The 16781-nt window shown below is 37.0% G+C and carries 1 protein-coding gene; it reads left to right on the top strand.

The genetic code is table 11. From position 1 onward, the window contains the following. Positions 1 to 780 precede the first annotated feature (780 nt). Positions 781 to 16749 carry an Ig-like domain-containing protein gene (locus SK642_RS10600; protein ID WP_033684175.1) on the top strand — a complete coding sequence of 5323 codons (15969 nt, stop codon included), beginning with the start codon at positions 781 to 783 and terminating at the stop codon, positions 16747 to 16749. The last annotated feature ends 32 nt before the right edge of the window (positions 16750 to 16781 follow it).

The raw sequence follows: 16781 nt of genomic DNA, 5'->3' as shown, positions 1-16781 counted from the left end.
GATTTTAGGAGATTCTCAAAGTAGTCAATGAGATAATAAGTGATCATGTAACAAGCTTGTTTTCCCATTAAGAGTTACAAACTTGTCGTTGTATTCCTGAAACTACCCTTTATTGTAAGTGATTAATAAGGACTGATATTCAAAAGTCTCCAGATTAGTGAACTCAAAAGTAGTTTCTAAACTGGAGATTTTATTTTTTGTACTCATTCTGTATAACTTCATAGCTCTACAAAATATTTTTATTGTCTTTGTAAAGATATGTTAGAAGATTCGTTTCATAATTATTATACTCAATGAAAATCAAAGAGCAAACTAGGAAACTAGCTGCAGGTTGCTCAAGGCACAGCTTTGAGGTTGCAGATAAAACTGACGAAGTCAGCTCAAAACACTGTTTTGAGGTTGTGGATAGAACTGACGAAGTCAGCTCAAAACACTGCTTTGAGGTTGTGGATAGAACTGACGAAGTCAGTAACATATATACAGCAAGGCGACGTTGACGTGGTTTGAAGAGATTTTCGAAGAGTATTAGCTTTTAATAAACTGATAACAATAATAGTTGCTGGAGTTCCTTCGCAATTCTGGAAAATATCATTCCAGTCTTTTTTATCTATCTGTATCTTATAAACTGTAGATTATGAAGCTATTTACTAACTGATCTGACCATATATCTCAAACAAAAAAGGTAATAAATGTTATTGTTTTTATTAAGAAAGTGATATAATGTATAAAGGAATATATGTTTACTTACAGTGCATATATATATATATAAGGTGGAAAGCTATGTTTAAATTATCTAGACAGCAAAAAGATCATCGTTATTTTTGCGGGAATAAATATGAGAAATATTCTATCAAAAAGTTAAAAGTTGGTGCAGCAAGTGTATTGGTTGGTACAGGATTTTTATTTGGTTACAATTTGGATCAGGTAAATGCTGATGAGCAAAAGACTGAAACGGCTACGGTAATGTCAAATGTTGGAGATACTCCTCAATCTGCGAATAAGGTAGAGATTGCGACTGGACCAAAACAAGAAAAAGCTCCAGAAGTAGGTACAGAAACACCAAAATCTGGAACGAAAGAAGAAAACGTTCCAGCAACAAACCCTCAAGTGGCCGAAACTAAGGAAATTCCTGCAATTAAGGAAACTCCTGCAACTAAGGAAGTACCAGAAAATAAGGTCAACAAAGTAGACAAAGAAATTGTCAACTCATCTACGTTGAGAGAGAAATTAGCAGATTTGGAAGCTCAAATCGAGCGTATCCGAGGGAATAAAAACCAAGCCTCTCAAATCCAAAATGCTGAAAAACTTGTTGCGGAAGCTAGACAATATTTAGAAGCTTTAGATACTACTCAAACAGAAGTAGATGCGAAAGCTAAAGAAATTAGTTCATTAACAAATATCCTAAAATCAATTAAAGCAGAAGAAACGCCTAAAATAAATAAAAACCAAGACCGCCGTAATGGTAAAATGCTGAGAAATGGAACTGGTTTTAGAATAGGTACTGAATCAACAAGGGGGGCTACAACTCCAATAACGACAGGGGTTGGAGCAGATGTAAAAGATGCGACAGAAACACCTGCAGTTAAAAGACCTCCTTATACAGATAGAAAAGTAGCAGAAGGATTCGCGAAGCAAATTGCATGGTTAGACTTTTCAGACGTGGACCACTGGAAAAATGTGGAGGTGAAAAATGGAACCGTAGTTCTAAAAGAAGGTTCGGAATATGAAAAAGAAATCATGCCTGATTACCGCATTAAGTTGAAGGTTAAATCATTAAAACCATTCCAAGCTACAGAAATCTATAGAAAGCGTATGGAAGCCCAAAATGCAACGCCTGAAGAAAAGGCAACATTTAACCCGAATGCAACTAATGGAATTTGGAACAGTAATAATCCAGCGGAAATTACAGCTACAGCTCAGGATCAGTGGTCTGAAATTAAAAACAATGGGATTGATACATTAGGGAAAAAGACCTCTATTGGGTCAGGCGATGGAGCTAATATTGGAATTCAATTCGAGATAAGTGGTACTTATAAAGGAAACACCGTTCGTCCTGCTGTTGTAATGGCTGATGCAGAAAGTGCAAACCCGGGAGAAAATATCGTTTTCACTACAAATGGTAAAGGTTGGGAACAGGTTATTGACTTAGAAAAAAATGGATCAAATGGTCATAGATACAAACCTGTAAATTTATATACAAAAAATTATAAAACATTCCCAGATGTAATTACTGGTAATGCTGATAAATTAGATGGTGCTTCTATCCAAAATGTAGGGAATGGAAATAAAATAGCCTATAAATATTTTACGAATCCAGACCAAGAAACAGGTGGCCTAGGTAGTGGCGTATTTGGACCTGGTGTAACAGCAGGTAAATATAGTGTCCCAGTTGTTATGACAAAAGGTGCTACTGAAGTTGGCATGTATGTTTTTTCTACTGGTGCACAAAAAGCTATGATTGGGGTTGCACCAATCGATGAAGGTGATGCGCCAGCAAGCTATGGAGAAGCAGTTCACACCATGAATACTAGAGATGGAATTACTGGTAATGATGTAAAACAACCGTATTTAGGTAGTGAAAGACCAGATATGGATACGAATAATGTAAAAGACTGGAATGGCGACGATAATACTGGTACTAGAGATGAAGGAATTAACCAATTACTTCCTGAAAGTTTAAAAGGACGTGAAGGGGATATTATTAAGGCGAATGTATCTTCTAAAGGGTATTATACCTTGAATATTCAGGCGCACACAGGTGGCGCTGAAAAGGCATATATTCGTTCATGGATTGATTTTAATGGCAATGGAAAGTTTGATACAGATGAAGCTTCAGATATTGCAGAAATTACACAAGATGGTGATGTAAAATTACACTTTAAAAATAAAACACAAAAGGACGCTGAAGGTTTACTTGAAGCTGGTACTAGGGTTCGTATTGCAACAAATAAAGTTGAAATTGAAAATCCAACGGGACTAGCATTCTCAGGGGAAGCGGAAGATTTTAAGGCGAAGGTTACTCATCCACCTAGAGGAGAAAGAAAAACTTCTGAAGGTGAAATAAAACAAACACAAAGTACAACAGTTCGTTTCACAGCACGAGGTAAAAATGTATATGAAAAAGGTAATGTAGATGCGAAAATTGATACTACTGTACCACCAGTATATATTGATAACAAAACTCGAGAAGAGATCACTTTATCTGCTGAAGGAACGTATACTGTAAAAGGACAAGGTACGTATAAGTTTATTACTAATGGAGCAGATGTAAATGTGGAATTTACTCCAGCTGATGGTTTTGTAGGAGAAGCACACGGGATAACAATTCGTCGTCAAGATACGAACAAAACAACGACAGAATGGGGAGCAAATGATTCTGACTCTACATCAAATGTAAATGATGTAACAAACACAATGGATGGATTGTATATTCCAAAAGTAAGAATTCCAACAGTTACTCCAACTCCAAATAATGCTGAAAGTCGTAATATACAAGGACTCCCACAAAAAGGTAAACCTACCTTTACTGTTGTAACTTCGGATACTCCAGTTACTGCATCTGCTAAACATCAGGCAAAGCTGATTGATCCTACAACAAATGCAGTTACAGACTCTACCAGTGTAGATGCTTTAGACCCAAAAAATCATAAAATTGGTACTTATAAGATAGCTCCGGAAACAGGGGAAGTGACATTTACTCCAACAGATATAACTTATACAGGAGAAGTGAAACCTGCTAGGGTTTCTGTGCCAGTTCTTATAGCTCATGATAAAGATGATAATGATTTTACAGTTGATAAAGAAGCAACGTATACTCCTAGAATTACTCCGGTAGCTCCAACTGCAGAAGCGGCAACAACTAGTGATGTTCAAGGGAAACCGCAAGTTTCAAGAATTGTATTAAATACAACAGAAGAGAATGTTGATAGAGCAAAAACTGTTAACTTTGATAGAGGGTCACAAACAAGTAATACTGGAGAACACGTTGAATTAGATAATGAATCATTAACATTACTAGATGGAGAAAGAGAAGTAACAACTCTTATAACAAATGATGGTGAGTATGTATTAGATAAAGTAAGCAAAACTATTACATTTACGCCGAAGAAAACATTTGTTGGACAAGCAACACCAGTAAGAGTACAAATCAAAGATGCCAATGGAACAAAAGTTGAAACAACGTATACACCAACAGTGATTGAAGTAACACCAACAGGTAAAGACTCAGCAACTTCAGGGCCTCAAGGACTTACACAAAAATCACCAATTGTCTTCAATCAAAGAGATGAGGAGGATGGAAAAACTCTAAACTTTGATACAGGTCATGAAAGAGTAGCATTAAAACCAGAAACTCTTACATTACTAAATGGTACAGATAAAGTGAAGTCTATTACTGTACCGAATGTCGGAACTTACGAATTAGTGGACAATGCGATTACATTTACACCTGCTCCAGCCTACCATGGAACAGCAGAAGGAGTAAATGTTCAAGTTGAAGACGAAAATGGAAAAGTTGTTACGAAAAAATATGTACCAACAGTAACTGAATTAGCAGTAACTCCAGGAGATAAGACAACGAAAAATATCCAAGGGGAAACTCAAGAAGGAACACCAACATTCACGATTCCAGCTGAATCAACGAATGTAACTGTGACAAGTCGTAAACTAGTGGATCCAGCTGATCAAACAGAAAAAGATAGTGTAACTGTAGCAGGAAAAGGAACATTCACAATTGATGGAAATGGTAAAGTAACATTCGTACCAGTTCCAACTTATAAAGAAGATGTCCCACCAATTACGGTAAAAGCAACTGTAACAGTTACAAACGCTAAAAACGAAAGTACAACTATTACATCAACAGCTTCTTACAAACCAATTATCGTAGCAGCTGAGATTGATAAAGCCCCAGCGACATCAACAAACTTACAAGGTTTAGTACAAACAGGAACACCAACATTTACACCGAAGACAATTGAAGTAGATGGAGTGCAAAAAACAATTAGTGTTCAAGCAAATAGCTACAAACTAGTAAAAGATGGAGCAGAAAGCGAATCACTTCCAGCCTATAAAGCAGGAACATCTGAACAAATTGGTACCTATACAATCAATCCAGCGACAGGACAAGTAACATTTACACCAACAGATAAGACTTATACAGGAGCAGTAGCACCAGTAGATGTACAAGCAACTGGATCAAATGGGGTAAAAGTACAAACAACGTATACACCAAGTATCACTCCAGTAACACCAACAAAAGAACCATCAGCAACAACAGACGTTCAAGGTAAGAAACAAGTATCAAGAATTGTGTTGGATACAGTAGAAACAGATACTGATAAAGATAAAACTGTGAACTTCAACAAAGGAAGCGAAACAGGGACTAATGGAGAACAAGTTAACCTTAACCCTGATACATTAACTTTATTGAATGATGCAGGAGCTGAAGTACCTACTCTTACAACAAACGATGGTAAATATGAGTTAGATAAAACAAATAGAACTATTACGTTTACTCCAAATAAAACCTTTGTAGGACCAGCTACACCTGTAAAAGTTCAAATTAAAGATGCGAATGGTACCAAAGTTGAAACGACTTATACGCCAACAGTAACTGACGTTACAATGACAAGTGTGGATAAAGAGTCTTCTGCACCACAAGGGAAAACACAAACAGGGAAACCTGAATTTACTGTTTCAACTCCAGAAGTGCGTATTACAGGATATAAATTGTTAAATCCAACTGGGAACACACCAGTAGAAGGAAATGAAATTGAAGTTCCAGACCAAGGGACTTATCGTATCGATCAAACAAAAGGTCTAGTAACTTTCATTCCAAAACCAGGATTCACAGGACCAGCAACTGGAATCACAGTGCAGGCTACTGATGAAAATGGAGAAACAAAAGATGCGAAATATAAACCAACAGTAACTGCATTAACAATAACTCCACAACCTGTAACAACAACAAATATCCAAGGGGAAACTCAAGAAGGAACACCAACATTCCCAGTTCCAGCTGAATCGAATAATGTTACAGTTACAAGTCGTAAATTAGTTGATCCAACAGATCAAACAGAAAAAGACAGTGTAACAGTAGCAGGAAAAGGAACATTCACTATCGATGGAAATGGAAAAGTAACATTTACACCACTTCCAACATACAAAGGTGATGTAGATCCAATTACAGTAAAAGCAACTGTAACTATTACAAATGATAAAAATGAAAGTACGACAATTCCTTCAACTACGACATACAAACCAATTATTGTATCAGCTGAGATTGATAAAGAACCAGCAACATCAACAAACTTACAAGGTTTAGTACAAACAGGAACACCAGCGTTCAAATCGAAAACTGTAGATGTAGATGGAACACCAAAAACAATTACGGTTCAACCAAATAGCTACAAACTTGTAAAAGATGGAACTGAAACTAATACACTTCCAGCATATAAAGCTGGAACAACTGACCAAATTGTTGGTACTTACACAATTGATTCAGCGACAGGACAAGTGACCTTCACACCATCGGATAAAACATATTCAGGTGAAGTAGCACCAGTATCTGTACAAGCAACTGGATCAAATGGAGTAAAAGTACAAACAACGTATACACCAGTCATTACACCAGTCACACCAACAGCAGAAAAATCTGCCACAAGTGATGTACAAGGTAAAAAACAAACTTCTTCAATCCTATTAGATACACCAGAAAACAGTGTCGATAAAGATAAAACTGTGAACTTCAATAAAGGAAGTCAAGTAGGGGCTAATGGAGAACGTGTTGAATTAGATGCCAATACCTTAACATTGTTAGACGGAACTACTGAAGTAACATCTCTTACAACGAATGATGGGGAATATGTTTTAGATAAAGCAAGTAAAACTATTACATTTACACCGAAGAAAACATTTGTTGGAACGGCAACACCAGTTAAAGTTCAAATTAAAGATGCGAATGGTACAAAAGTTGAAACAACTTACACACCAACAGTAACTGATATTACAATGAAAGGTGCCCCTGCAACTACATCAGCACCGCAAGGACAAACACAAACAGGAACACCAACGTTTACTATTTCAAGTCCAGAAGTGCGTATTACAGGATACAAATTGTTAAATCCAAATGGCAATACACCAGTAGAAGGTAATGAAATTGAAGTTCCAGACCAAGGAACATATCGTATTAATCCAGCAAATGGTCAAGTAACATTTATTCCAAAACCAGGATTTACAGGACCAGCAACTGGAATTTCTGTACAAGCAACAGATGAAAATGGAGAAACAGCAGAAGCGAAATATACTCCAACAGTAACTGCTGTAACAGTAACTCCAGGAGATAAAACAACAACAAATATCCAAGGTGTAACTCAAGAAGGAACACCAACATTCACGATTCCTACTGAATCAACGAATGTAACTGTGACAAGTCGTAAACTTGTTGATCCATCAGATAATGGGGAAAAAGAAAGTGTAACAGTAGCAGGAAAAGGAACATTTACAATTGATGGAAATGGAAAAGTAACATTCGTACCAGTTCCAACCTATAAAGAAGATGTTCCTCCAATTACAGTAAAAGCAACTGTAACAGTTACAAACGCCAAAAACGAAAGTACAACTATTACATCAACAGCTTCTTACAAACCAATTATTGTAGCAGCTGAGATTGATAAAGTACCAGCAACATCAAGAAACTTACAAGGATTAACACAAACAGGAACGCCAACATTTACACCAAAAACGGTTGAAGTAAATGGAGTGCAAAAGACAATTAGTGTTGAACCAAATAGCTACAAACTTGTAAAAGATGGAGTAGAAAGCGAATCACTTCCAGCTTATAAAGCAGGTACAACAGATCAAATTGGTACGTATACAATTAATCCACAAAATGGAACAGTGACATTTACACCAACAGATAAAACTTATACAGGAGCAGTAGCACCAGTAGATGTACAAGCAACTGGATCAAATGGCGTAAAAGTACAAACAACGTATACACCAACAATTACTCCAGTAACACCAACAAAAGAACCATCAGCAACAACAGACGTTCAAGGTAAGAAACAAGTATCAAGAATTGTGTTGGATACAGTAGAAACAGATGCTGATAAAGATAAAACTGTGAACTTCAACAAAGGAAGCGAAACAGGTGCAAATGGTGAACGAGTTGAGTTAGATGCAAGTACATTAACATTGTTGAATGATGCAGGCGTTGAAGTACCTACTCTAACAACGGATGATGGTGAGTATGTTCTAGACAAAACAAACAGAACAATTACATTCACACCTAAGAAAACATTTACAGGACCAGCAAAAGCTGTAAAAGTACAAATCAAAGATGTGAATGGAACAAAAGTTGAAACAACTTACACACCAACAGTAACTGAAGTAACACCAACAGGTAAAGATTCAGCAACTACTGGATTACAAGGTTTTGCTCAAAAATCTCCAATTGTCTTCAATCAAAAAGATGAAGAAGATGGAAAAACAGTAAACTTTGACACAGGTAATGAAAAAGTTGCCTTAAAACCAGATACATTAACATTATTGAATGGTAATGAAAAAGTTAAGACAATTACTGTACCTGATGTCGGAACGTATGAATTAAAAGACAATGCGATTACATTTACGCCACTTCCAAGTTATCATGGAACTCCTGAAGGGGTAACTGTTCAAATAGAAGACGAAAATGGAAAAATTGTTACGAAAAAATATGTACCAACAGTAACTCCAGTAACACCATCAGGGACAAATGCTACTTCAAGCGGATTACAAGGAAAAGTTCAAACTGGTAAACCTGTATTCAATGGTGGAGTACCTGAAGTTCCAATGAATGATGAAGTACCAGCAACTTTAGAAGGTGCTGATCAAGACGGAAAAGTTGTTATAGCAGGAAAAGGTACTTATACAGTAGCAAAAGACGGAACAGTAACATTTACGCCAGATAAAAACTTTGTTGGAGATGCTCCAGCAGTAACTGTAAAACGTGTTGATAAAAACGGAACAGTAGCGACAGCAACTTACACACCAACAGTAACTGACGTTACAATGACGAGTGTGGATAAAACTTCAGAAGCACCACAAGGGAAAACACAAACTGGAACACCAGAATTCTCAATTTCTACTCCAAGTGTTCGTATTACAGAATACAAATTAGTTGATCCAACGAATAATAAACCTGTAGAGGAAGTTGAAGTAGAAAATCAAGGAACATATACTATTGATGCAACTGGAGAAGTGACATTTGTTCCAAAACCAGGATTTACAGGACCAACAACTGGAATTACAGTTCGTGCTACAGACGAAAATGGTGAAACAAAAGATGCGACTTATACACCAAGTGTAACGCCATTAAAAGTAACACCTGAAAATAAATCAACAACGAATATTCAAGGATTACCACAAGAAGCAACACCAACATTTAAACTTCCAAAAGGAGTAACAAATGCTGTAGTTACAGAACGTAAATTGATAGACCCAATCACTAAAGCTCTAACAAATTCTGTAACAGTAGATGGAAAAGGAACATTTACAATTAATGCAAATGGAAAAGTAACATTTACACCAGTACCGTCATATGTTGGTGATGTACCTGCCATTGAAGTACAAGGAACGATAACTGTCCTAAATGGTAATAATGATAGTACGACAATGACATCAAAAGCGACCTACAAACCAATTATTGTTCCAATTGAGTTAGAAAAAACTCCAGCGGAATCTACAAATGTTCAAGGATTGGTTCAAAAAGGTACTCCAACATTTACTCCACAAAGCGTAGATGTAAATGGTGTTGAAAAAACAGTTACTGTTAAACCAAATAGTTATAAACTTGTAAAAGATGGAACAGAAACTGATACAATTCCAGCATATAAAAAGGACACTCAAGAAGTCATTGGTAAATATACAATTGATCCACAAACAGGAGAGGTAACATTTACGCCTACGGATAAAACTTATACAGGTGAAGTAGAACCAGCAACTGTACAAGCAACAGGATCAAACAATGTAAAAGTACAAACAACCTATACTCCAATTATTAAACCTGTAAGACCTGTAGGAACAAATGCAGGTTCAGAAGGAATCCAAGGTGCGGTACAAGAAGGAACACCAACGTTTAAGTCAGGAAATGAAAATATTCCAATGACAGTAAGTGCAACAAATCCAGCGAAATTAGTAGATCCAACTACTAACCAACCAATTGAAGCAACAGAAATTGATGCTAAAAATACAGCTGGAGAAAAAGTTGGTAAGTACACAATTGATCCTGCAACAGGTAAAGTTACATTCACTCCAGAACCAGGATTCTCAGGAACACCAGTACCAGCAACAGTACAAGCAAAAGATGGTAATGGAACACCAACAACAGCAACTTATACACCAGTTGTAAAAGCAGCAGTACCATCAGGAGATAATCAAGTAACAACAGGAATCCAAGGTGCTGTACAAAAAGCAACACCAGTATTTACACCAGGTAAAAACACTGTAAATAATCAAGAAGTATCAGTACCATTTGAAGCAACAAGCAAAGCGAAACTAATCGATCCAAGCAAGACTGGAGAAGAATCTGAAGTAACAACGCTTGTAGTTGAAAACCAAGGAACTTATACAATTGATGACAATGGTCTTGTAACATTCACACCACTTCCAACATTCAAAGGGGAAGCGACAGCAGTATCTATCGTTCGTAAAGATAAAAATGGAACACCAGCAACAGCAACTTACAAACCAAGTGTTGTAGGAGTAACACCAAGCGCAACTGAAGCAACGACAACGAAAGTACAAGGTGCAACACAGGAAACACCAGTAACCTTCACGCCAGGTAAAGCAACAATTGGAACTGAAGAAAAATCAGTACCAATGGATCCAACTGCTTACAAACTATTAGGTGGACAAGAAGGTAAAACATCATTAGATACAGTTCCAGCAATGTCAGAAGATGGAACAAAAGAAGTAGGTACTTATACAATTAAAGTTGTAGATGGAAAACCAGTTGTAACATTTACCCCAACAGATAAAACTTATGCTGGAAAACTAAAACCAGTAACGGTTCAAGGTAAAGATACAAATGGCACAGAAGCGACTACAACCTATACACCAGTCATTACACCAATCGTACCAACAGCTGAAAATGGAACATCAGAAGGACCACAAGGTGTTGAACAAACAGGAAGTGTAACATTCAAGCCAGGTAAAGAACCAGGAACAGAAAACACACCTGTAGCGATTGATAAAACTAAGATGACACTACTAGGAACGGATGGAAATCCAGTAGAATCATTAACAGTAAGTAAAGATGGTAAAGTAATTGGTACTTATACACTTGTGAAAGATCCAAGTGGCCTACCAACTGGAGAAGTGAAATTCGTACCAAGTGATAAATCATATGTAGGAGAAGTTCCAGCAGCAACTGTACAAGTAAAAGACGCGAATGGAACACCAGCAACAGCAACTTACACACCAACATTTACAGAAGTAAATCCAACATCTAAACCATCAGAAACTACAGGTTTCCAAGGATTGCCACAAACATCACGTGTAGTTCTAGATGAAAAAGATGAAGCAGATAATACAACTGTAAACTTTGATAAAGGTAACGATAAAGTAGCCTTAGTTCCAAGTACATTAACATTAGTGAACGCGGATGGAGCAAAAGTTACAAGTGTAACAGTTCCAAATGAAGGAACATATGAATTAAGTAATGGTGCAATTACATTTACACCACTACCAACATTCCATGGAAAAGCTTCAGGAGTAAGTGTTCAAGCAGAAGACGTTAATGGTAAAGTAGCTAAAACTACGTATACACCAACAGTGACTGAAGTAAGACCTGTAGGAACAGATGCAGGTTCAGAAGGAATCCAAGGTGCAGTACAAGAAGGAACACCAAGCTTCAAGTCAGGAAATGAAAATATTCCGATGACAGTAAGCGCAACAAATCCAGCTAAATTAGTAGTAGATGGACAACCAGTAGCTGATACTACAATTCCTGCAAAAGATGACCAAGGTCAACAAGTAGGAACATATACAATTGAACCAGCAACAGGTAAAGTTACCTTTACACCAAACCCAGGATTCTCAGGAACACCAGTACCAGCAACAGTACAAGCAAAAGATGGTAATGGAACACCAACAACAGCGACTTATACACCAGTTGTAAAAGCAGCGGTACCATCAGGTGATAACCAAGTAACAAGTGATATTCAAGGTGCAAAACAAACAGTAACACCAGTATTTACACCAGGTAAGAATACTGTTAATAATCAAGAAGTATCAGTACCATTTGAACCAACAAGCAAAGCGAAACTAATCGATCCAAGTAAGACAGGAGACGAAAGAGAAGTAACAACGCTTGTGGTTGAAAACCAAGGAACTTATACAATTGATGACAATGGTGTAGTAACATTCACACCACTTCTAACATTCAAAGGGGAAGCAACAGCAGTATCTATTGAACGAAAAGATAAAAATGGAACAGTTGCAACTGCTACGTTCAAACCAAGTGTAGTAGGTGTAACACCAAGCGCAACAGCGGCAACAACTACGAAAGTACAAGGTGCAACACAGGAAACACCAGTAACCTTCACGCCAGGTAAAGCGACAATTGGAACAGTAGAAAAAACAGTTCCAATGGATTCAACATCTTACAAACTATTAGGTGGACAAGAAGGTAAAACATCATTAGATACAGTTCCAGCAATGTCAGAAGATGGAACAAAAGAAGTAGGTACTTATACAATTAAAGTTGTAGATGGAAAACCAGTTGTAACATTTACCCCAACAGATAAAACTTATGCTGGAAAACTAAAACCAGTAACGGTTCAAGGTAAAGATACAAATGGCACAGAAGCGACTACAACCTATACACCAGTCATTACACCAATCGTACCAACAGCTGAAAATGGAACATCAGAAGGACCACAAGGTGTTGAACAAACAGGAAGTGTAACATTCAAGCCAGGTAAAGAACCAGGAACAGAAAACACACCTGTAGCGATTGATAAAACTAAGATGACACTACTAGGAACGGATGGAAATCCAGTAGAATCATTAACAGTAAGTAAAGATGGTAAAGTAATTGGTACTTATACACTTGTGAAAGATCCAAGTGGCCTACCGACTGGGGAAGTGAAGTTCACTCCAACAGATAAATCATATGTAGGAGAAGTTCCAGCAGCAACTGTACAAGTAAAAGATGCGAATGGAACACCAGCAACAGCAACTTATACACCAACATTTACAGAAGTAAATCCTACAGGTAAGGATTCAACAACTACAGGATTACAAGGCTTTGCTCAAAAATCTCCAATCGTCTTCAATCAAAAAGATGAAGAAGATAAAACAACTGTTAACTTTGACACTGGTCACGAAAAAGTAACATTTAAACAAGATACTTTAACATTAGTGAACGCAGCTGGAGATAAAGTGACAACAGTTACTGTACCAGATGTTGGAACTTATGAATTAAAAGATGGCGTGATTACATTTACACCGTTGAAAACATTCAAAGGGAAACCTGAAGGTGTAACAGTACAAATTGAAGATGCTAATGGTAAAGTTGTTAAGCAAAAATATGTACCTAATGTAGTAGAAGTTCTTCCAACAGGAAAAGATACAACATCAACAGGACTTCAAGGAAAAGTACAAACAGGAAAACCTGAATTTACACCAGGTTCTCCAGAAGTACCAATGGACGATGAAGTACCAGCAACATTTGAAGATGGAAATGTAACTAAGACAGTTGATAAAGTAGGAACATACGCAGTAGCTAAAGATGGAACAGTAACATTCACACCAAACAAAGACTTCTCAGGCGAAGCGCCAGAAGTAACGGTTAAACGTGTAGATAAGAATGGAACATCCGTAACAGCGAAGTACAAACCTACAGTTACAAAAGTAACACCAACAGGAACAGATACAACATCAACAGGACTTCAAGGAAAAGTACAAACAGGAACACCAGTGTTCACACCAGGTTCTCCAGAAGTACCAATGGACGATGAAGTACCAGCAACATTTGAAGATGGAAATGTAACTAAGACAGTTGATAAAGTAGGAACATATACAGTAGCTAAAGATGGAACAGTAACATTCACACCAAACAAAGACTTCTCAGGCGAAGCGCCAGAAGTAACGGTTAAACGTGTAGATAAGAATGGAACATCCGTAACAGCGAAGTACAAACCTACAGTTACAAAAGTAACACCAACAGGAACAGATACAACATCAACAGGACTTCAAGGAAAAGTACAAACAGGAACACCAGTGTTCACACCAGGAAATCCAGAAGTACCAATGGATGATGAGTCACCAGCAACATTCGAAGATGGAAACATCACGAAGACGGTAGACAAAGTAGGAACATACACAGTAGCAAAAGATGGAACAGTGACATTCACACCAAACAAAGACTTCTCAGGCGAAGCGCCAGAAGTAACGGTTAAACGTGTAGATAAGAATGGAACATCCGTAACAGCGAAGTACAAACCTACAGTTACAAAAGTAACACCAACTGGTAAAGACATAACATCAACAGGACTTCAAGGAAAAGTACAAACAGGAACACCAGTGTTCACACCAGGAAATCCAGAAGTACCAATGGACGATGAAGTACCAGCAACATTTGAAGATGGAAACATCACGAAGACTGTAGATAAAGTTGGAACATTTACAGTTGCTAAAGATGGAACAGTGACATTCACACCGAATAAAGAATTCGTTGGCGAAGCACCAGAAGTAACGGTTAAACGTGTGGATAAGAATGGAACATCTGTAACAGCTAAGTACAAACCTATAGTAGCTAAGGTATTACCAAGTGGTGAAAGCTCAGAAACAGAAGGAGCAAAAGGAAAACCACAAACATCGACAGTTGTCTTCGATAAGAAAGATGAAGATAAATCAACAGTAAACTTCAATAAAGGTGATGAAACAGTATCTCTTAACCCATCGACATTAACATTGGTAGATAAGGATGGAAATCCATCTACGGAAGTGAAAGTCCCAGGTGAAGGAACATATACATTAGCCAATAATGTCATTACATTCACACCAGAAAAAGACTTTGCTGGAAAAGCTACTGGAGTAACGGTGCAAGTTAAAGATATTAATGGTACATCTATTGAGAAAACTTATACGCCAACTGTTCGTGCTGTTACAACATTTGTAGATCCTTCAGGTAACCCAATTACAGTTGATAAGAACAATAAACCAGTTGAGTCTGAAGTAGATGGTTCTAAACAACCAACGAAAGATATCTATGGATATAAATTTGTTCGTACAGAAACTGATAATAAAGGCAATACAAAACATATTTATGAACAAGCTGAAGGAAAATCTGTTAAAGTAACTTATGTATCAACTACTGGTGAGACATTGAGTGATTCACAAACAGTAGAAACAAAAGATAAGTTTATTGGAACAGATTACGATGCATCAATTGAAGCGTTGAAACTTGAACGTATCGAAAAAGACGGCAAAGTATATCTATTGAAAGAAAGAAAAGCTGATTCAGCTACAGAAACTGGAAAACTAAGTGATAAAGAACAAACAGTTACTTATGTATACGAAGAAGTAAAAGAACCAGCTTCAAATCAAAAATATGGTAATGTAGTGGTTGTCTATAAAGACAAATTTGGACGTCCAATTTCAGGTACTACTGAATCTGGCAAAGAAGTTACAAGCACAGTAATTGATACACCAAATTCACCATTAACAACTAAATATGATACGACTGATCATAAACCTCAAACGATTACTACTAAAGATGGTAAGAAATATAAACTAATTAAAGTATTGAAAACATCTGATGCAGAAAAATCAGGGGTTAAAGCTAGAACTTCAGTGATTACGTATGTTTATGAAATGTTAGATAATACAACGGAATATCCAGAAGCACATATCGGATTAGTGTTAGTAAACTATTTAGATGTAGAAGGTAACCCAATTTCTGGTAAAACACCAGAAGGTAAAGTTGTACCAAATATGGTAGTTGATACTGAAGCAGACTTAGTTGGTAAAGATTACGATACAACTGATCATAAAGTGTCAACGATTATTGTTGAAAACGGTGATGTATATGAACTTCTAAAAGTATCAGAAACATCCGTTGAAAAGGGTAAACTTACAGAAGGTGAAACAAATGTTGATTACATTTACCGTAAAGTAGTTACAATATTTGTTGATGAAAATGGTAAAGAAATTAAAACACCAGAAAAAGGAAGAACAGATAAGAAAGATATTCCAGAATATACTTTCAAAGAAACGAAGAAAGACGCAAATGGTAATACTGTATATGTATATACTAAGAAATCCTCTTCAACACCTGTTACACCAACTCCAACACCATCAACTCCAAGTAAGGAAAAAGAAACTTTATACATAGATGCAAACGGTAAACCTCTTCAACCAGCTAAGAAGGGTCAACATCCGCAAGATAACATTCCAGGCTATGAATTTGTTGGTACAGAAACAGATGCAAATGGCAATGTACGTCATCTATATCGTAAGATTCAATCTACAATTCCAGTTGAGCCAGTTCAACCAACTGCTCCAACTATGCCTGAACAACCAGCACAACCAGAAGTGCCAACTAGTCCAGCGCAACCAGTTCAACCAACAGAAGTGAAAGAAGTTGAAGCTAAACGTGAATTGCCAAATACTGGTACAGAAGATCATGCTAGCCTTGCAGCACTTGGACTTCTTGGTGCCTTGAGTGGATTTGGACTTCTTGCTAGTAAGAAGAAAGAGGACTAATCAATAGCATTGATGTTCATTGTTTGTAGTGA

The organism is Streptococcus mitis, assembly GCF_000722705.1.
In the GTDB taxonomy this organism is placed as follows: Bacteria; Bacillota; Bacilli; order Lactobacillales; family Streptococcaceae; genus Streptococcus; species Streptococcus mitis_P.
The sequence above is the reverse complement of the archived record's forward strand: the minus strand, read 5'-3'. Positions and strand labels throughout refer to the sequence as shown.

What these genes read in the sequence shown, in the direction of transcription:
- SK642_RS10600 (WP_033684175.1), top strand. Translation starts at nt 781, where the DNA reads ATGTTTAAATTATCTAGACAGCAAAAAGATCATCGTTATTTTTGCGGG.